Source organism: Vibrio sp. EJY3 (assembly GCF_000241385.1).
GTDB classification, from domain to species: Bacteria; Pseudomonadota; Gammaproteobacteria; order Enterobacterales; family Vibrionaceae; genus Vibrio; species Vibrio natriegens.
On sequence record NC_016613.1, the window covers coordinates 2,823,424 to 2,842,564 of the forward strand.

The 19,141-nt window shown below is 45.5% G+C and carries 15 protein-coding genes and 2 tRNA genes; 4 read left to right on the forward strand and 13 right to left on the reverse strand.

Annotation, left to right across the window (positions count from 1 at the left end; translation table 11 throughout):
- Positions 1-19: 19 nt before the first annotated feature.
- The 9 genes from nusA to rlmE all read right to left on the reverse strand — a co-directional run bounded on the left by nusA (position 20) and on the right by rlmE (position 7,988).
- Positions 20-1,507 (reverse strand): transcription termination factor NusA, encoded by a 1,488-nt coding sequence (nusA, locus tag VEJY3_RS12710; protein ID WP_014232886.1) that lies wholly within the window; start codon positions 1,505-1,507, stop codon positions 20-22.
- Between the two features lie 36 nt (positions 1,508-1,543).
- Positions 1,544-1,999 (reverse strand): ribosome maturation factor RimP, encoded by a 456-nt coding sequence (rimP, locus tag VEJY3_RS12715; protein ID WP_014232887.1) that lies wholly within the window; start codon positions 1,997-1,999, stop codon positions 1,544-1,546.
- Positions 2,000-2,225: 226 nt separating this feature from the next.
- A tRNA-Met gene (locus tag VEJY3_RS12720) sits at positions 2,226-2,302 on the reverse strand.
- 56 nt (positions 2,303-2,358) lie between these two features.
- A tRNA-Leu gene (locus tag VEJY3_RS12725) sits at positions 2,359-2,442 on the reverse strand.
- Positions 2,443-2,458: 16 nt separating this feature from the next.
- Complete coding sequence (gene secG / locus VEJY3_RS12730; protein WP_014232888.1) at positions 2,459-2,797, reverse strand: preprotein translocase subunit SecG; 339 nt, start codon at positions 2,795-2,797, stop codon at positions 2,459-2,461.
- A 226-nt stretch (positions 2,798-3,023) separates the two neighbouring features.
- Positions 3,024-4,364 carry a phosphoglucosamine mutase gene (gene glmM, locus VEJY3_RS12735; protein ID WP_014232890.1) on the reverse strand — a complete coding sequence of 447 codons (1,341 nt, stop codon included), beginning with the start codon at positions 4,362-4,364 and terminating at the stop codon, positions 3,024-3,026.
- 20 nt (positions 4,365-4,384) lie between these two features.
- Positions 4,385-5,218: a dihydropteroate synthase gene (folP, locus tag VEJY3_RS12740; RefSeq protein WP_014232891.1), complete on the reverse strand. Its 834-nt coding sequence runs from the start codon at positions 5,216-5,218 to the stop codon at positions 4,385-4,387.
- Positions 5,219-5,270: 52 nt separating this feature from the next.
- Positions 5,271-7,250 carry an ATP-dependent zinc metalloprotease FtsH gene (gene ftsH, locus VEJY3_RS12745; protein WP_041170266.1) on the reverse strand — a complete coding sequence of 660 codons (1,980 nt, stop codon included), beginning with the start codon at positions 7,248-7,250 and terminating at the stop codon, positions 5,271-5,273.
- Between the two features lie 108 nt (positions 7,251-7,358).
- The gene (rlmE, locus tag VEJY3_RS12750; RefSeq protein ID WP_014232893.1) at positions 7,359-7,988 is read right to left on the reverse strand and encodes a 23S rRNA (uridine(2552)-2'-O)-methyltransferase RlmE; all 630 of its coding nucleotides are present in this window, start codon (positions 7,986-7,988) and stop codon (positions 7,359-7,361) included.
- A 138-nt stretch (positions 7,989-8,126) separates the two neighbouring features.
- On the opposite strand from rlmE, the gene yhbY reads away from it, so the two are divergent.
- Positions 8,127-8,423, forward strand: coding sequence for a ribosome assembly RNA-binding protein YhbY (gene yhbY / locus VEJY3_RS12755; protein WP_005380066.1), 297 nt, complete (start codon positions 8,127-8,129; stop codon positions 8,421-8,423).
- A 76-nt stretch (positions 8,424-8,499) separates the two neighbouring features.
- On the opposite strand, the gene greA is transcribed toward yhbY, so the two are convergent.
- Positions 8,500-8,973 carry a transcription elongation factor GreA gene (gene greA / locus VEJY3_RS12760; protein ID WP_014232894.1) on the reverse strand — a complete coding sequence of 158 codons (474 nt, stop codon included), beginning with the start codon at positions 8,971-8,973 and terminating at the stop codon, positions 8,500-8,502.
- Between the two features lie 535 nt (positions 8,974-9,508).
- Between greA and VEJY3_RS12765 the strand changes: the two genes are divergently transcribed.
- Together VEJY3_RS12765 and dacB are read left to right on the forward strand one after the other, a co-directional pair.
- Positions 9,509-10,528, forward strand: coding sequence for a porin (locus tag VEJY3_RS12765; RefSeq protein ID WP_014232895.1), 1,020 nt, complete (start codon positions 9,509-9,511; stop codon positions 10,526-10,528).
- 194 nt (positions 10,529-10,722) lie between these two features.
- Positions 10,723-12,144, forward strand: a complete 1,422-nt coding sequence (dacB, locus tag VEJY3_RS12770) for a serine-type D-Ala-D-Ala carboxypeptidase (protein ID WP_014232896.1) — start codon at positions 10,723-10,725, stop codon at positions 12,142-12,144.
- Here the strand turns inward: dacB and VEJY3_RS12775 are convergent.
- Positions 12,123-12,968 carry a magnesium transporter gene (locus VEJY3_RS12775; RefSeq protein WP_014232897.1) on the reverse strand — a complete coding sequence of 282 codons (846 nt, stop codon included), beginning with the start codon at positions 12,966-12,968 and terminating at the stop codon, positions 12,123-12,125. The genes dacB and VEJY3_RS12775 overlap by 22 nt on opposite strands.
- 422 nt (positions 12,969-13,390) lie before the next feature.
- Positions 13,391-14,578 (reverse strand): tyrosine--tRNA ligase, encoded by a 1,188-nt coding sequence (gene tyrS, locus VEJY3_RS12780; protein ID WP_014232899.1) that lies wholly within the window; start codon positions 14,576-14,578, stop codon positions 13,391-13,393.
- A gap of 129 nt (positions 14,579-14,707) precedes the next feature.
- On the opposite strand from tyrS, the gene VEJY3_RS12785 reads away from it, so the two are divergent.
- A complete protein-coding gene (locus tag VEJY3_RS12785) occupies positions 14,708-15,997 on the forward strand; it encodes a peptidoglycan DD-metalloendopeptidase family protein (protein ID WP_014232900.1) in 1,290 nt (429 codons plus the stop codon).
- A 26-nt stretch (positions 15,998-16,023) separates the two neighbouring features.
- Here the strand turns inward: VEJY3_RS12785 and VEJY3_RS12790 are convergent, their stop codons facing one another.
- Positions 16,024-19,140: an efflux RND transporter permease subunit gene (locus VEJY3_RS12790; protein ID WP_014232901.1), complete on the reverse strand. Its 3,117-nt coding sequence runs from the start codon at positions 19,138-19,140 to the stop codon at positions 16,024-16,026.
- Position 19,141: the final 1 nt, after the last annotated feature.

Genomic DNA, 19,141 nt, shown 5'->3' on the forward strand with positions numbered 1-19,141 from the left:
CCGCTTCCTCCTTGCTGAATTATGCTTCTTCGCCGAACCAACAGATGTTACGTGCGGCCATAATTAGCTCACCTGCACGCTCTTCGGTCAGGCCTTCAATACCTTCTAAATCGTCAATGCCTTGGTCAGCAAGATCTTCAAGTGTTGCTACACCTTTTGCTGCCAATTTAAATGCCATTTCACGCTCAAGACCTTCAAGTCCTAGTAGATCTTCTGCCGGCTCCAGACCTTCAAAAGACTCTTCTTGCGCTAATGCGATTGTTGTTAGTGCATCTTTCGCACGACCACGTAGCTCTTCGATTAGCTCTTCATTCAGGCCATCGACTTCAAGTAGCTCGTTTACTGGTACGTAAGCAACTTCTTCTAATGTTGAGAAACCTTCTTCAACAAGTAGCTGTGCGAAGTCCTCTTCGATATCAAGGTACTTCATGAAGTTTTCGATAGACGCTTGTGATTCTTCAGCGTGTTTCTTCTGAAGATCAGCTACTGTCATTACGTTCAGCTCCCAACCAGTCAGTTGAGACGCAAGGCGAACGTTTTGGCCATTACGACCGATAGCTTGTGCTAGGTTATCTGCTTCAACCGCGATATCCATTGCGTGCGCATCTTCATCAACGATGATAGATGCAACATCAGCTGGAGCCATTGCGTTGATTACGAACTGAGCTGGGTTATCATCCCAAAGTACGATATCGATACGCTCACCGCCAAGCTCGCCAGAAACCGCTTGTACACGTGCACCACGCATACCAACACACGCACCAACAGGGTCAATACGCTTGTCGTTAGTTTTCACTGCGATCTTCGCACGAGAACCTGGATCACGCGCCGCGCCTTTAAGCTCGATGATGTCTTCAGCAATTTCAGGCACTTCAACACGGAATAGCTCTGCTAGCATTTCAGGCTTAGAGCGAGTGATGAACAGTTGGAAACCACGCGCTTCTGGAGCAACCTTGTACAGAAGACCACGAACACGGTCACCTGGACGGAAGTTTTCACGAGGAAGTTGGTCATCACGCAGGATTACCGCTTCTGCGTTGTTACCTAGATCAAGTACGATAGTGTCGCGGTTTACTTTCTTAACAACACCAGTGATTAGGTCACCTTCGTTATCAATGAACTGCTCAACGATTTGTGCACGCTCAGCTTCACGAACTTTTTGTACGATAACTTGCTTAGCAGTTTGAGTCGTAATACGGTCAAACGTTACTGATTGGATCTCGTCTTCTACGTAATCGCCTAGCTCAACTGAATCATCGTCATATTGTGCAGCTTCTAGAGAGATCTCTTTGGTTGGGTTTTCAACATTGTCTACCACCAACCAGCGACGGTAAGTCACGAATTCACCCGTTTTACGGTCAATAGCAACACGTACGTCGATTTCGATTTCGTATTTTTTCTTTGTAGAAGTTGCTAGAGCAATCTCAAGAGCTTCAAAGATACGCTCACGAGGTACCGCTTTTTCGTTCGATACCGCTTCTGCTACCGCTAAAATTTCTTTACTCATTGTATTTAGCCTCTAAGCTTAAACTTTTTTAGGGAACTAAAATTTAGGGATCAGGTTAGCTTTTGAAATATTACTTAAAGCAAACTCTTCTTGCTGGCCTTCAACAGTAACTGTCACTGTTTCGCCATCAACGCTGTGGATAATACCTTTCCACTTGCGACGGTTTGCTACAGCCATTTTCAAAACGATGCTGACCTCGTGACCAATAAATTGCTCGTAATGTGCTGCTTTGAAAAGCGGTCTTTCTAAACCTGGAGAAGACACTTCTAGGCTGTAAGCAACAGAAATTGGATCTTCAACGTCTAGTACCGCACTTACTTGGTGGCTAACTTCTGCACAGTCGTCCACGTTAATGCCATTTTCATGGTCAATATAGATGCGTAGCGTTGAGTGCGCGCCTGCTCGAATGAATTCTAATCCAACCAACTCATAGCCCGACGCCTCAACAGGAGCTTCAAGCATTTCAGTAAGTTGTCTTTCTAAACCAGTCATTTAAACCACTCCAGAAACAAAAAAAGGGCTCAGAGCCCAATCAAAAAACCAAGCAGCAATCTGAGATTTTTAAAAAACTCAGATAACAAAAAACCCCGATAGTCGGGGTTTTATGCTGCTGGACCCTGATACGTTAAGAATAGATAAAAATGCTATCCTTAACTCGTAGTGTGGTTAGTACTACGCAAACTTGCCAACCCTCGATTTCTTATTCAAAGAAAGAGATTGGTTGCGGGGGCCGGATTTGAACCGACGACCTTCGGGTTATGAGCCCGACGAGCTACCAAGCTGCTCCACCCCGCGTCCGACTTGCTGAGCATTATACTCGCAAACAAGTGATTTACAAGTTTGTAAATACATGGTGCCGAGAGAGGGACTCGAACCCTCACACCAAAGGCACTAGCACCTCATGCTAGCGTGTCTACCAATTTCACCATCTCGGCATCAAAACCTTGCAGCTTATTGAGGAATTTCATCACCAGCTGGTGCTGGAACTTCACTCGCTGCGTCCTTAACTTGTTCAACAACTGGCTGACCTAACGTTGGGTCTACCCATTGTGACTCAGTCTTGTGCGTAGACATACGACCAAGTAGCAAGCTAATGACAAAAAATACGGTTGCTAAAATAGCAGTTGTTCGGGTTAAGAAATTACCTGAGCCGCTAGCACCAAACACTGTGTTTGAAGCACCAGCACCGAACGAGGCTCCCATATCTGCGCCTTTACCTTGTTGAATCAACACAAGGCCAATCACACCAAGCGCCGCCAACAGGTAAATCACAAGTAGAACTGTAAACATTTTTTCCACCTATGTTCCAAATTGTTGAGCCAGCGCCGCCCAAAAATAATGAATCTTATTAAATGAACAAGGCTAGCGACCTCCTAACGGGAGGCGGTGCAATACTAGCGAAAGCCATTAACGCTGACAAGGGGAAATTAGTAAAAAAACAAAGCCATTGAGCCGAACGCTCAAAAAAAGGGCAAAAAACGCCCTTTTCTTTATATGCTATCGGTTAAAGCAATGATTAAAAACTTGCTTTTACCGCGTCAGCAATTTTAAGCGCTGAGCTCTGGACAAGTTCTGCATCTTCGCCTTCTACCATGACACGGATAAGAGGCTCAGTACCTGATTTACGCAGCAATACTCGACCTTTATCGCCAAGTTCAGCTTCCACTTCGGCAACAGAATCCAGTACTGCTTTTGCTTCTAATGGGTTAGCATCGCCAGAGAAACGAACGTTTTCCAGCACTTGCGGGTACAACGTCATGCCTTGAGAAAGATCGTGTAACGACATGTCACTGCCGACAATCGAAGCAAGAACTTGTAATGCAGCAACAATAGCATCACCGGTGGTGACTTTGTCTAACAAGATAACGTGGCCTGAGTTTTCAGCACCGATCTTCCAGCCTTTAGCTAGCAACTGTTCCATCACGTAGCGATCGCCTACCGCAGCACGAACAAATGGAATACCTAACTGCTTCAGGCCATTTTCCATGCCTAAGTTAGTCATCAGAGTACCAACAACACCACCTTTTAGTTCACCGCGACGTAGCGCATCTCTTGCGATGATGTAGGCAATCTGGTCGCCATCGACTTTATTACCCAAGTGATCAACCATGATGATTCGGTCGCCGTCACCATCAAAGGCAAGGCCAAGGTGAGCTTGCTCTTCTACCACACGTTTTTGAAGTGCACGTACGTCAGTCGCACCAACTTGATCGTTGATATTGGTACCATTAGGCTCAACGCCCATCGCAATCACTTCAGCACCCAGCTCTTTAAAGACATTTGGAGCGATGTGGTAAGTTGCGCCGTGTGCACAGTCAACCACAATTTTAAGGCTCGCTAAGCTTAGTGTTGAAGGAAAAGTACTTTTACAAAACTCAATGTAACGACCCGCTGCATCGTTTAGGCGTGTTGCTTTACCCAGCTCAGCCGATTCGACACATTCAATCTCTTTGTCCAATTCCGCTTCGATAGCAAGTTCAATATCATCTGGCAATTTAGTGCCTTCAGAAGAGAAAAACTTGATGCCGTTATCGTAGTAAGGGTTATGAGATGCCGAGATTACAATCCCAGCTTCTGCTCGGAATGTTTGTGTTAAATAGGCAACCGCTGGAGTTGGCATTGGTCCGGTAAAGGTCGCTTTAAGACCAGCCGCAGCCAAACCCGCTTCTAGTGCAGATTCCAGCATGTAGCCAGATATGCGAGTATCTTTACCGATAATTACTTTTTTTGTGCCTCGCTTCGCTAATACGCGACCTGCCGCCCAGCCAAGTTTCAGTACGAAATCGGGAGTAATTGGATATTGTCCAACTTTGCCACGCACACCGTCTGTACCAAAGTAACGTCTTTTATCAGACATAAACTTTCCTTTGTTATTTTTTAAATATTGTTCTTCGTCATCTCAACAACTTTCATCGCTTCAAGCGTTTCTTCAAAGTCGTGTACTCGAATGATCTGTGCACCTTTCATCGCTGCAATCGTGGCACAAACAACACTAGCGTTTGTGCACTCTGCCGCAGGCTTATCCAACAGTTTAAAAATCATCGATTTACGAGACAAGCCTGCCAAGATTGGCAAGCCAAATTTATGAAACTTCTCAAGATGAGCCAGCATATGATAATTGTGTTCTATGGTTTTGCCAAAGCCAAAACCAAGATCGAGAATGATATTTTCTCGCGCGATACCTGCGGCTTCGCACACTGCCATTCGCTCCACCAGGAACTGCTCCACTTCCTGCATGAGATCATCATATTGCGGGTTCTGTTGCATGGTTTTAGGCTGGCCTTTCATATGCATGATGCACACCGGTACATTCGCTTTTGCAGCCACTTCCAATGCACCAGGCTCAGTCAAAGAACGAATGTCATTGATAAGATCCGCACCAGCTTCAACAGACTGACGAATCACTTCAGCTTTACTGGTATCAACTGATATCCACACGTCGGGGTAGTGCGCTCTGATAGCTCTAACGACTGGAATAACGCGCTCCAGTTCATCTTCCAACGTGACTTCCGGAGCTCCCGGTCGGGTCGATTCACCGCCAACATCAATAATGCTGACGCCTGCTTTTATCATTTTCTCAACGCGTGCAAGCGCTAAATCTAGAGAATTGAACTTGCCTCCATCAGAGAAGGAATCTGGCGTGACGTTGAGAATGGCCATTACGTGTGGACGAGAAAGGTCCAGAGATTTGTTTTTTACTTTAATAATCATAATAAATACAAAAACCCCGAGCGAACTCGGGGTTTATCAATATCAACAATAGTTATTCAGAATCTTTCTTTTCTGGTGCGTCAGCTGAAGCCGCTTCTTGGGAAGTAGACTGCTCTGCATCATTATCTGCATCAGCCTTTTTCTCTTCCTCTTTTGCTGCAGGCGCAGCTTGCGGTTTGTCATCAACCTGAGGTTTGTTTGAAGGGTTATCCCCCCAGCCAGCAGGTTCACGAATCTCAGCCTTACGTTCCATTAGGTCGTCGATTTGGTGCGCGTCAATGGTTTCATACTTCATTAGCGCGTCTTTCATTGCATGCATGATATCCATGTTTTCTTGCAAAATCTTTTTCGCTCGGTCGTAGTTGCGATCGATAATTTGGCGAACTTCGTCATCGATTAGCTTAGCAGTGTCATCAGACATGTGTTTTGTCTGAGTTACGCTACGGCCTAGGAACACTTCACCTTCATCTTCTGCATACAGTAGAGGACCAAGTTTTTCCGAGAAGCCCCATTGCGTTACCATTTTACGAGCAATATCTGTTGCACGTTCGATGTCGTTAGAAGCACCTGTTGATACTTTATCCGCACCGTAAATCAACTCTTCCGCAAGACGGCCGCCGTACAAGCTAGAAATCATCGATTCTAGATGCTGGCGAGACATACTTACACGGTCTTGCTCTGGCAGGTACATTGTCACACCTAGTGCACGACCACGAGGAATAATCGATACCTTATAAACCGGATCATGCTCAGGAACTAAACGACCAACAATCGCGTGACCTGCTTCGTGGTAGGCTGTTGACGCTTTTGTCTCTTCCGACATAACCATAGAGCGACGTTCTGCACCCATCATGATTTTGTCTTTCGCTAGCTCAAACTCAACCATAGATACGTTGCGTTTGTTGCCACGAGCAGCAAATAGCGCCGCTTCGTTAACTAGGTTTGCTAAGTCAGCACCAGAGAAACCTGGTGTACCACGTGCAATTAGAGAAGGCTCTACATCACCCGCTAGAGGCACTTTACGCATGTGAACTTTAAGAATTTGCTCACGACCACGTACGTCTGGTAGACCTACGACTACTTGACGGTCAAAACGACCAGGACGTAGCAATGCAGGGTCAAGAACGTCTGGACGGTTAGTCGCAGCGATAACGATAATACCTTCGTTGCCTTCAAAACCATCCATTTCAACTAGCATTTGGTTCAGTGTCTGTTCACGTTCATCGTGACCACCACCTACACCAGCACCACGCTGACGACCTACCGCATCAATCTCATCAATGAAGATAATACAAGGCGCTGCTTTCTTCGCTTGTTCGAACATGTCACGCACACGAGATGCACCAACACCAACAAACATTTCTACGAAATCGGAACCTGAAATTGTAAAGAATGGTACTTTCGCTTCACCAGCAATCGCTTTAGCAAGCAACGTTTTACCAGTACCTGGAGGACCAACCATCAAAACACCAGTTGGGATCTTACCACCCAGCTTCTGGAAACGGCTTGGATCACGCAGGTAATCAACCAGTTCTTTTACATCTTCTTTCGCTTCATCACAGCCTGCAACATCTGCAAACGTGGTTTTGATCTGTTCTTCGCTCATCATTCGAGCTTTGCTCTTACCGAAAGACATGGCGCCTTTGCCGCCGCCACCTTGCATTTGACGCATGAAGAAAATCCATACACCAATCAGTAAAATCATTGGGAACCAAGAAATAAAGATAGTGCCTAGCAAGCTTTGCTCTTCAGGAGGCGTACCTTGCACTTTCACGTTTTGGTTAATTAGATCATCAAGAAGCTTTTGGTCATACACTGGCATGTAAGTGACCATTTTGGCACCACCGCCACGACGAACAAAGCTAATCTCACCGTCTTTAAAAGTTGCTTCTTGAATCTGGCCTTGGCCAACTTCCTGTACAAACGTGGTGTAATCCACGGTTCTGCCATTACTTTCTCCAGGGCCAAAGCTCTGGAATACCGACATCAATACGACAGCGATAACAAGCCACAGAATTAAATTTTTTGCCATGTCACTCAAGGTGTAAGCCTCTCGATAACTAATTGTAATTAAAGGTAGGGTACTACAGTTCATTAACTGTAGCCATAGTGTTAACACGCTCTTAGTAGAGCAAAATGGTTAACCTTTGTAACCAGTGGCTACTACAAAGACCTCTCGAGAGCGAGCTCGCGATGAGTCTGGTTTTCTGACTTTTACGACTTTAAACATGTCTCGGACTTCTTTCACGTACTGATCGAAGCCTTCACCCTGGAAAACTTTAACAACAAAGCTACCATTAGGCGCTAGAACTTGTCGACACATATCTAAGGCCAATTCAACTAAATACATAGCTCTAGGTTGATCGACCGAGTTATTGCCCGCAATGTTAGGTGCCATATCAGACATTACTACATCTACCATCGATGGCTGGATTCTTTCTAACAAAGCGTCTAATACCGCATCATCACGAAAGTCACCTTGTAAAAAGCTTACACCAGCAATCGGATCCATTGGTAACAAATCACACGCAATAATTTGTCCACTATCTCCTACTATTTTAGCAGCATACTGGGACCAACCACCTGGAGCTGCACCCAAATCGACCACAGTCATACCTGGTTTTAACAGCTTATCTTTGGTTTGTATTTCATCAATTTTGAAATAAGCACGTGAACGGTAACCTTTTTTACGAGCTTCGTTCGCGTATTTATCATCAAAGTGTTCTTTCAACCAACGACCAGAACTCGCCGAATGTTTTTGTTTACTCATTTTAATCCTAACAAGGCACAAATAGGAGCTATTGTTTTAATAGGCGCAACCTATTACTCAATAAATTATAGTCTTCAGCAATAGATGGCGTTAAAATAGCTTTTTTCAACCCTTATTTTAAAGAAAATTGGCCGCGTAATGAACCTAAGCACCAAACAAAAGCAGCACCTAAAAGGCCTGGCTCACAGTTTAAAACCTGTTGTGCTAATGGGCGCAAATGGACTTACAGAAGCCGTGCTAGCAGAAATTGAAATCGCTCTAAACCATCACGAACTGATCAAAGTAAAAGTTGCTTCAGAAGATCGTGAGACAAAACAGCTAATCATCGACGCTATCGTACGTGAGACGGGCGCAGAAAAAGTTCAGACTATCGGTAAAGTACTTGTACTGTACCGTCAATCTGAAGAGCGTAAAATCGAAATCCCTCGTAAGTAATCACTACTTACGTTGCTGAAGAAAAGGTCGCCAATGGCGACCTTTTTATGTTTATAGACAGAGTGATGCTTTGTAATTACAGATACTCAACTCGGTCAATTTCAAAATCTTTTGCGCCACCCGGGGTTTCGATAACCACCTCGTCACCTTCCATTTTGCCAATCAAGCCACGAGCAATTGGGGAGCTAACAGAAATACGACCCGCTTTGATGTCAGCTTCATCATCGCCAACAATTTGGTAGGTTTTTTCTTCGTCAGTATCGACATCAATCAAAGTCACAGTTGTACCAAAAATCACTTTACCTGTGTTTTCCATCTTGGTGACATCAATAACCTGTGCGACAGACAGCTTGTATTCGATATCGCGGATCTGCGCTTCACAAATACCCTGCTCTTCACGAGCGGCGTGGTATTCAGCATTCTCTTTTAAATCGCCTAGCTCACGAGCTTCTGCAATCGCTGCTGAGATTTGAGGACGTAGCTTAAGTAGACGATCTAATTCTTCACGTAGCATCTGTTCGCCACGTAGTGTCATTGGAACTTTTTCCATTATATAACCTCATGCCCAAGTCTATTTTGGACAAAAAAACCCTACCCTGTCTGTTGACTGGGTAGTGCGTTTGAAGATGTGTTTTATCTAGTTTAAACAAACTCAGGGGCGAAATCACCCTAATTCGATATCGAGTGTCGCTATGCAACCCGCGCATAATGATGCTCGTCACTCTTTAGTTTAATTATTATTGCAATTTATTGAAAAACAACACAGTTCACTAAAGAAAAAACCTCAAAAAACATAAAATCTAATCAACTCTCAACAATCAGATAAAAATAAAAATCATTTAAATATCATATACATAAAGAAAAACTCAAATCAATCGAACAGTGTTCACTATCCAAATTTATATCATTTTACTAACTCACCATGAAACTTTAGCGGTAAAACGTGTCCAGCAAGTTGTTCAATCAAAGACTTACCAGCGCGATGTCTTCGTGTACTAGGTACTTCTTTGAGACCAATAGCTTCTGAGAGAGAACCTCTCCCCCATACAACAATGAATTATGGACAGCTAACTAGGACAAATAAGATGAAAAAGACTCTAATTGCTCTTTCTGTATCTGCAGCAGCAATGGCAACTGGCGTAAACGCAGCGGAACTTTACAACCAAGATGGCACTTCTCTAGAAATGGGTGGCCGCGCTGAAGCACGTCTATCTATGAAAGACGGCGACGCTCAAGACAACTCTCGCATCCGTCTAAACTTCCTTGGCAAACAGCAAGTAAGTGACAACCTATACGGCGTTGGCTTCTGGGAAGGTGAGTTTACTACTGCTGACTTTGACGAAGATGGCAAAGACATCAGCGGTGAAGACTCTCTAGACACTCGTCTTGCATACGCTGGTCTAGGCGGCGCTTGGGGTGAGTTCTCTTACGGTAAAAACGAAGGTGCGCTAGGCGTTATCACAGATTTCACAGATATCATGGCTTACCACGGTAACTCAGCAGCTGACAAACTAGCAGTGGCTGACCGTGCAGACAACATGATGTCTTACAAAGGTCAATTCGAGAACCTAAGCGTTAAAGCAAGCTACCGCTTCGCAGACCGTGTAGAAAACGCTAACGGTGACTTCTCAGACAACGACCAAGACGGTTACTCTCTATCTGCAATCTACGCAGTAGCAAACACTGGCCTTGAGCTAGGTGCTGGTTACGCAGATCAAGACGAAGCTAACGAGTACATGCTTGCAGCATCTTACACTATGGGCGATCTATACTTCGCAGGTGTATTCACAGACGGTGAGAAGATGACTGACGATTTTGCAGGTACGGTTGACTACACAGGTTACGAACTAGCAGGTGCTTACACTGTTGGTCAAACTGTGTTCACAACATCGTACAACAACGCAGAGACAAATGACGAAACTTCTGCAGACAACATCGCTCTTGACGCGTCGTACTACTTCAAGCCTAACTTCCGCGGTTACGTTTCATACAACTTTAACCTAATCGACTCTGGCGACAAGTTTGGTTCTACTGGTACTAAAACAACAGCAACTAAGATCGACGCAGAAGACGAGCTAGCCCTAGGTCTACGTTACGACTTCTAATTCCAGTCTTAGACTTGAATCCTCAATGCCCGCATCTTGCGGGCATTTTTTTATCGTCAGTTAACAAACCGTGCCCTTCATTTCCTTATTATTGTCTCATTAATAATTGATGAGAAAACCATTTCTCCTTCACCTAGCATCTTGGGGGAACTTGGATATACTCAACTACATAACTCACGTCAGAAAGTGTCTCTATGCGTTTACGTTGGTCCCTATTTTTCCTTTCACTGCTATGTCCGTTAGCCACACAAGCATACCCACATCAAGAGGTGCTACCTGAAGGCGCACGGATTAGTCTGGTTGCTGAAAAACTCACTGATAATGCAGAGCTTTCTGGTATTCACCCTACCGAGCAGCTATTTCCACCAGCCAGCACGCTCAAGATAGTGACCGCTTTAGCAGCCAAGTTGGAACTGGGTGATAGCTTTAGATTTCGTACTAAACTAGAAGCCTCTAAATCAGATGCAGTGATCACCTTTGTTGGCGATCCAACGTTACAAACCAAAGATTTAAAAGACCTTCTAACCCTCGCGAAAAAGAATGGCTTAAAACGTATTGAAGGTGACTTGTGGCTCGATAACAGCGTGTTTACTGGTTATAACCGCGCCGTCGGATGGCCATGGGATATTCTTGGTGTGTGTTATAGTGCTCCAGCGTCCGCCATCACACTAAATAAAAATTGTGTACAAGCATCCATTTACACACAAAAAGATGGTGGAACTCGGGTGTTTGTTCCCGAACATCAACCAATCCATGTAAAAAGCTCTGTAGAAACGGTAACAAGGGCCGTTCAGAAAAGTCGTCACTGTGATTTAGACCTTCTGCCCAACCCTGACAATCGTTATGAGTTAAATGGCTGTCTCGTCGCGAGAGAAAAGCCGTTGCCTCTAAAGTTCGCGGTCCAAGACCCTGAAATGTATACCAGCAAAAAGATCGCAACGTTGCTTGCCCAACTCAATATTGAACTTAAAGGCAGAATAAAGGTAGGTTCCGCCCCTAAGAAACAGCGTAAACTATTCGCACTGCATCAGTCTCAGCCATTGTCTGTTTTACTGGATCAGATGCTAAAACGCTCAGACAATCTGATCGCCGATACGCTGACTAAAACACTTGGCGCGAAATTTTTTGTTCAACCCGGCAGTTTCGTCAATGGCACAGAAGCCATAAAACAAATCATCTTCGCGAATACGGGGGTCGACATTCGACAAGCACGCCTGGAAGATGGGTCTGGGCTTTCGAGAAACAATCGAATATCCGCAACCAAAATGGCAGAGATACTGCGCTACATCTGGAAGAATGAGAAACAGCTCAACCTTATTGCAATTATGCCAAAGTCAGGGGAGTCGGGTACGCTTCAGTATCGACAAAGCATGCGTAATGCACCGATTAAAGGACAACTGATCGCCAAAAGTGGTTCGTTATATGGGACTTACAATATGGCGGGATATGGGCTAGATAAAAACGGCAAGCCGAATACTATCTTTGTTCAGTTTGTCTCTGATTACTTCCCAGAAAAAAGGGACGGAAGCAAGCCTGCTGTCGCCCCTATTACTAGCTTTGAAAAGTTATTTTATAGCGATGTTGTGAACTTTAGTCAGGCGATGCCTAAGAAGTAGTTCACTACCGTGAAGTAAATCCACATCCCTGAAATATCGACGATTGAAGCAAGCACGGGGCTCACCAACACGGCTGGGTCCAAATTGCATGCTCGCGCTATGATAGGCAGTAGACCACCAAGCGTGGTAGAAATTGTTACTTGGATAAACAGAGCCACAGCGATCGCTAATGCTATGTCTACCAAATCAAATCCGCCATTAGGTTGTCCGCCGCTAAACAGCAGAATTCGGCCGACCATCACGATAGCGATAGCTAAAGCGAGACATAACGCGACTCGGCTTTCTTTCCAAAGTACCGCTAACCACTGGCGTTTTTTCAGCTCTCCTGTTGCGAGAGCCCGAATAACCAAGGTTGCGGCCTGTGTGCCAGTATTGCCGCCAGCAGCAGCAATAACAGGCATATAGACTGCAAGTAAAACCAGTTGGCTCAACGTATCTTCATATTGAGCGATGATCAATCCCGATACGATACCGAGTAAAGCAAGCGCAATTATCCAGCCAATACGTTGCTTCACATGCTCAAATACGCCAGCAGACAAATAACCATCTGGCGTATCCACTTCAGAAATATGCAAACCCAATTGGTGCGCATAATGACGAGCACGCTTGTCATGCCCCGCTTGCTCTAACTGAGCAATAAGGCTGTTCACATAAGCAACGGAACAGTGTTGTAAAATCCCCACCGCCTCATCAATAGGCATGATAGAGAGTAACTGCAGTTGCTTATCTCGCTCGTACTGCAAAAACGCATTGCGAGCCGCACCAATTTCGACTGCAGAGAAGTTTGGTGTTGTTTCAATAAAAGTGTTGTTCATTACCGTCATGGCGAATCTCCCGATTGGCATTGGTAACGACCATCAACTACGCATGCAAAAATGACTCAGCTCATCCTTTACCGAAACAGGTAAATTAGGATACGCGCAATCACGCTCACAATCGCACAGTCTATTCAGAATTTATGAAGGAAATAATAAGAAGAAACTTGAAAAGATGCCTCACCACTCAGGTAAGGCGGAGATCGCCAATACCGAAGCGGGTTATTTCGCTCCCTTAATCTTACTCACCCAACAACTGGGAGGATGGTCGGTATTGTTCATGTAAATCTCCGATAACGCTGCCATTGTTAGCAGCGAGCGTATGGTAGCAAAGTTACTCACTTTTTACAGTCTGGCTTTGTTAATATTTTGCGTTTGTTTTAAACAAAAAAAGCGCCCTATTCGGCGCTTTCATTTTGCTCAGTTAATAATTACTGAATTGTAATACGAGCGAATTTACGTTTACCAACTTGGAATACGTAAGTGCCTGCTTCTGGTGTGAATTTGCTGTCTGCCACTTTCTCACCGTCAATCTTAGCCGCGCCCTGTTTAACCATGCGCATCGCGTCTGAAGATGATGGGCATAAACCCGCTTCTTTCAGTAGGTTGCTTACCGGACGACCTGCTTCGAACTCAAATTCTGGCATTTCATCAGGGATTTGGTTTTTAGCAAAGCGGTTAACAAACTCTTGCTCCGCCGCATCAGCGTCAGCTTCACTGTGGAAACGTGCAATGATTTCTTTCGCAAGCAGTACTTTGATGTCGCGAGGGTTCTTACCAGCTTCAACATCAGCCTTAAACTGAGCAACCTCTTCCAGCGGACGGAACGACAGAAGTTCGTAGTAACTCCACATCAAATCATCAGAGATCGACATGATCTTACCGAACATTTCGCTTGGTGCTTCGCTGATACCAATGTAGTTGTTCGCAGACTTAGACATCTTCTTCTCGCCGTCCAGACCAACAAGAAGAGGCATCATTAGTACAACCTGAGGCTTCTGACCGTGAGATTTTTGTAGCTCACGACCCATTAGCAAGTTGAACTTCTGGTCGGTACCGCCAAGCTCAACATCGGTTTCCATTGCCACTGAGTCCCAACCTTGCAGTAATGGGTACATGAACTCGTGAATAGCGATTGGCTGGCCGCCTGTGTAACGCTTTTTGAAATCATCGCGTTCTAACATTCGAGCAACGGTTTGGTTAGCCGCCAGGCGAATCATGCCTTCAGCACCAAGTTCAGAAAGCCACTCTGAGTTAAATTGGATCTTAGTTTTTGCTGGGTCTAGAATCTTAAACACCTGCTCTTTGTACGTTTCTGCGTTACGCAGTACGTCTTCACGGCTAAGTGGTGGACGAGTTGAGTTTTTACCTGTCGGGTCACCAACCATTGCAGTAAAGTCACCAATCAGGAACGTCACTTCATGGCCTAACTCTTGGAACAAGCGAAGCTTATTGAAAATAACCGTATGGCCCAGGTGGATGTCAGGTGCCGTTGGATCCGCGCCCAACTTAATACGTAGAGGACGACCTTCTTTTAGTTTTGCGATCAGCTCTTCTTCTGGAATCAGCTCTTCAACACCGCGCTTAATCTCGGCTAGTGCAGCTTCAATGCTCGCCATTCTTGTTCACTCCCACAGATTTGGCAAAATATAATAGCTGGACATATTACTTGAATAGCGATGCATTTTGAAACACGTTAGACTAGGTAGTTGTCATTTTTTATGTTTAATTTAGCAAACAAGTACGTCATGCATTCGATTTTTGTCCGACTTCCACTCTTGCACAAAGTATTGATCGGTTTTTTTAGTGCGCTAATCATCTTCGCACTATTCTTTTTACCCGATCCGCAAGAACTTAACCCTCAGCAAAGCCGCTTAAAAGTGGGGCAATATTATCCTGTGCCAATTTCTATGGAATTGACGACATTAAACGGGACATCGTCTACTTCCTCGGTTTTACGCTGGGAGACCTACAAAGTTAAAAATGGTGAAAGTGCGGCCATTCTCTTTAGCCGTGTCGGTCTATCAGCGCGCATTCTGCATGAGCTGGTTTCCTCAGATAAAGAAGTGGAACAGCAGCTAACCCGTCTCCGACCTGGCGACAGGCTGCAATTCGGCTTTGATGAAAACAATAACTTAGTTCAATTACGACGTACCTTGAGCGCATTCGAAACCTTCCGAATCAAGCTACAAGATGGCAAATACGTCTCTGAAATCGACAAAAAAGAGGTCGATTATCAATACAACTTTGCCGAAGCAACCATCAAATCTAACTTCTGGAATGCAGGCATTTCTTCAGGCTTAAACGCTAACCAAATTATGGAGTTAGCGGGAATTTTCGGCTGGGATATCGACTTTGCATTAGATATTCGTAAGAACGACACGTTCAGAGTCCTGTATCAGGAAGAGGTTGTCGAAGGGGAAGTGATTGGACGCGGTAAAATCATCGCGGCCGTGTTCAAAAACCAGGGAGATACCTTCACTGCGATTCTGGATGAAAAATCAGGTAAGTATTACGATGAAAATGGTCGAGCAATGAAGAAAGCGTTTTTACGCGCACCATTGGACTTCCGTCGTGTAAGCTCAAACTTCAACCCTCGCCGTCTGCACCCTGTCACGGGTAAAGTTCGTCCTCACCGAGGCACAGACTATGCAGCTCCAGTGGGTACGCCAATTTGGGCCGCAGGTGATGGTGTGGTGCAAAAATCGTCATACAACAAATTTAATGGTAACTACGTGTTCATCAAACACAGTAATACCTACATTACCAAGTATTTGCACCTAACCAAACGTACCGTTAAAACCGGTCAGCGTGTTAAGCAGGGCCAAACCATTGGTACGTTAGGTGGTACAGGCCGAGTGACCGGCCCTCACCTACACTATGAGTTCCTGGTTAACGGCGTGCACAAAAACCCACGCACGGTTAATTTACCTCAATCAAAATCGTTAACTGGGCAAGCAAGACAAACCTTCTTAGCGAATGCGAAAATCAACATGGCTAAGCTCGACCGATACAGCGAGCTTCTAACCATGAAGTAAGCGGCTCGAACAGGGAAAGAGGCGATTTATATCACCTCTTTTTCTGATCCAATCATCTCATCAGAAGAATGCTCTTTGCCTAGCATAAGCAGACAGGGAGTTAACACCAGCGTCAGCAATGTAGCAAAAGCAAGCCCACCTGAAACAGCGGTTGCTAACTGAGACCACCACTGGGTGCTTGGCGCACCGAATTCGATTTTCTGATTAATCAAATCGATGTTCATCTCCAGCACCATTGGCAGCAGGCCAAGAATCGTCGTGATCGTTGTCAGTAATACCGGGCGCAGACGCTGCACACCTGTTCTTAGGATTGCATCACGCTTATCCAACCCTCGTTTGCGCAGCTGATTGTACGTATCAATTAAGACGATGTTGTTATTCACTACAATACCCGCTAATGCAATCACGCCGATACCCGACATAATCACACCGAAAGGTTTCTGGAATATCAACAAGCCCGCAAAAACGCCAACCGTAGAAAACAATACCGCACTCAGAATAAGAAACGCTTGGTAGAAACTGTTGAACTGAGTAATTAAGATCAGAGCCATACCAACCAGCGCCACGATAAATGCGTTGAGTAAGAAAGCAGAGGAATTTTCCTGCTCTTCGTTCTGACCTCGGATTTTAAACTCGACTCCCTCAGGCAAGGTTAACTCTTTGAGCGCTTCTTCAACTTTAGGCAGCTCAAGCGTCAGGTTGTAACCTTCTCTAATGTCTGCAAACACGCTGATCACTCTATGCCCATCGACACGACGGATCGTATCCTGTTTATGTTCAGGAATAATGCTGGCGAAATTGGTGATCGGAACCAGTCCAGCAGCGGTTTTGACCCGCAACTGATCAAAGCGGCCAATATCACGCTTATCCTCTGGGTAGCGCACTAATATATCGACTTCCTCAGAAGAGTCATCCGGCAGATAATCTCCCAACTTTAAGCCGTTGGTAACAAACTGCACTGTGTTACCAACTAATGTCGCATCTGCTAAGAAGCGAGCGGCATCATCACGGCGAATATCGATCTGCCAGTCAATACCGTCTTTGCTTGAGTTATCACTGATATTGGTAAATGCAGGGTAAGCATCCGCCCAATGACGAACGATTTTCGCGCCTTCGTCTAAGCCACTGAGCGTTGAACCAGACATTTCAATAACCAAGTCGTGCTCAGTTGGTGGCCCCGCCTCTGGAAACTTGTACTCAATTTCCACCCCAGCATACTGGTCTGTGGTTTGTTTCAGTTCATCGATAATGGCTTTCACCTTACGACGATACTGCCAATCCACAGGCGTGATCTGGATTAAACCAATCTCATCATCGCCACCTGTTTTGGTGTAAACACTTTCAAACTCATCATGCCCCAACATCACCGATTCAACATCGCGCATGATTTGGTCTTTCTCATCGATAGATAAATCACCGTACGAGCGCACTTTAACCGTAAAAAATGGTGGGTCTACTTCAGGGAAAAACTCTGCACCTAATCCCGCTTTAACGTAAGTAAAACCAACGCCGACCGAGAGTAAGATAGCACTCAGCAAGATCTTTAACGGGTGACGCAACGCAACATTCAGCGTCTGGTAATACAGCTTAGTAATACCCGTAGCTTTGTCATAATCGCCTTCATGCAGAGCCAGCATTTTCTCGTGTTGGATAGGCGAGACGTTTTGAGGTTTACCGATAAGGCTACCGAGCACAGGTACGAATAACAGTGCCATCGCCAACGAAGCGGCCAACGTCGCGATCAATGTCAGCGGAAGATACTTCATAAACTCGCCAGTAACATCCGGCCAGAACAATAGCGGAGCAAAGGCTGCCAACGTCGTCGCTGTCGAAGCCGTGATCGGCCAAGCCATGCGCTTTGCAGCGTCTCGATACGCTTCTTTACGCGGCGCTCCTTCCTGCATGCGACGATCGGCAAACTCGGTGACCACTATCGCCCCATCGACCAGCATACCGACCGCCATTATCAGCGAGAACAAGACGATAATGTTCACTGTCAGGCCAAACACGGAGAGCACCAGCAAGCCTGTGAGGAATGAACCAGGAATCGAAATACCGACCAGTAGCGCTGTGCGAACACCGAGAATCGCAATAATCACAATTACGACTAAGATGATCGCCGACAAGATGTTGTTCTGTAGGTCGTTGAGCATCATCTTGACATCATCTGACTGGTCTCTCGTGTATTTCACCAGCAGGTTATCCGGCCATTGCTCTTGATTTTGAGCTTCGGCCATCACCGCTTTGATTAGATCTACGGTCTCGATGATGTTTTCGCCCGCACGCTTTTTAACATCGAGCACAATCGCGGACTTACCATCCAAACGTGCATAGCTTTCCGGATCACGGAATGCACGCCTTACCGTCGCCACATCACCAAAGGTGATGACTTGTTTACCATCGACTTTAACTGGCAACTCAAGCACATCTTTTAGCGTCTCAAACACCGACGGTACTTTGACCGAAAATCGGCCGTAACCAGTATCAACAAACCCCGCCGCCACCACACGGTTATTTAACGCGATCAAGTTATAGATACTCGCCTGATCCAGACCATAACTTTCCATCAACAACGGATCGACGATGATCTCAACGATGTCTTCTCGGTCACCCGCGATATCCACTTCCAGGATCTGTCTGTAGCTCTCCAGCTTGTCTCTTAATTGGCGCGCAAGATGTACAATGGTTCTTTCCGGAACGGTTCCGTAAAGCACCACCGATAAAGCGGCTTCTTCAGACGCTAAAGTGACTTCATTGACGGTAGGCTCATCACTATCGGCGGGCAATTTAGGCTTTGCCAAGTCAACCGCATCACGCACTTCTGCCATGGCTCGATCAAGGTCTACGCCAACGCTAAACTCCAGCACTACCGACGCATGCCCTTCAGATGCGGTTGCGGTCATATCTTTAACCCCTTCGATAGAACGCAACTCCTGCTCTATCGGACGCACGAGCAAGCGTTCTGCATCGGTAGGTGAGATACCTTGGTGGCTAACAGAAACATAGATAATTGGAATGGTGATATCAGGGCTCGATTCTTTCGGAATCGTCAGATAGGTAAGCACGCCAGAAATCAGAACAAAGACCAGCAGTACCATCATCGTTCGTGCGCGTGATAAAGCGGCGTCGATCAAACGTAACATA